The sequence below is a fragment of the Bradyrhizobium sp. LA6.1 genome, assembly GCF_040547805.1.
GTDB classification, from domain to species: domain Bacteria; phylum Pseudomonadota; class Alphaproteobacteria; order Rhizobiales; family Xanthobacteraceae; genus Bradyrhizobium; species Bradyrhizobium barranii.
In genome coordinates, this window is sequence record NZ_JBEPQK010000062.1 from 1 (window position 1) to 1,102 (window position 1,102).

A 1,102-nucleotide genomic window follows, 5' to 3' on the forward strand; every position below is an offset into this window, starting at 1 on the left:
ATAAGCGAGCACATCGGTCTCGGCCTCGTCGAGGAAGCCGGCAAGCTTGGGCAGCTTGGGGCGAAGCTGGTCGGCGACCTTGCGCCACTGCGCTGTTGCGGCCTCGGCATCGTCTTGGGCGAACGCGGTGGCGATGAAGGCAGAGACGACGCGCCGCCCGCTCTTGCCGGCATGGGCCAATGCATTGCGCATGAAGTGCACGCGGCAACGCTGCCAACTGGCGTTGAGCACCTTGGCGACGGTGGCCTTGATGCCCTCATGGGCGTCGGAGACGACCAACTTGACGCCACGCAAGCCCCGGCGGGCGAGCTTGCGCAGGAACGCCGTCCAGAACGTCTCGGCCTCGGAGGGACCAATGTCCATGCCGAGCACCTCGCGTCGGCCGTCGTTGTTGACGCCGACCGCGACAATCACCGCGACCGACACAATGCGCCCGTTCTGGCGCACCTTCACGTAGGTGGCGTCGATCCACAGATACGGCCAGTCGCCCTCGATCGGCCGGGCGAGGAACGCCTTCACCTTGTCGTCGATCTCCGCGCAGAGCCGGCTCACCTGGCTCTTGGAGATGCCGCTCATCCCCATCGCCTGGACGAGATCGTCGACCGAGCGGGTAGAGACGCCCTGCACATAGGCTTCCTGAACCACGGCGGTGAGTGCCTTCTCGGCCATCCGGCGCGGCTCCAGGAAACCCGGGAAGTAAGAGCCCTTGCGCAGCTTGGGAATGCGCAGTTCGACCGCGCCGGCGCGGGTCTCCCATATCCGGTCGCGGTAACCGTTGCGCTGGGCCAGACGCTCGGGGCTCTTCTCGCCGTAAGCCGCCCCGGTCTGGCTTTCGACCTCGAGCTCCATCAGCCTTTGGGCAGCAAAGCCGATCATCTCGCGCAACAGATCGGCATCAGGGGTCTTCTCCACGAGCGTGCGCAGGTTCATCATATCGTCGGTCATCGGTGGTTCCTCGGTTGCGTTGGCGTGTCGCAACCCGATCCTACCGGAGAACTGCCGGTGACCACCGCAAAGCCGCCCGCCCGCTACGGCGCTAGTTGAGGCGCGCGTCCGGGCGGCTTTGCTCTACCGAGCTACACCACCGCCGGGGACACGACCC

At 66.2% G+C, this 1,102-nt stretch carries 1 protein-coding gene; it reads right to left on the reverse strand.

Annotated features, from left to right (window positions below; translation table 11 throughout):
• On the reverse strand, window positions 1-945 hold a 945-nt coding region (locus ABIB99_RS44460), incomplete at its 3' end, for an IS256 family transposase (RefSeq protein WP_354182311.1).
• Window positions 946-1,102: the final 157 nt, after the last annotated feature.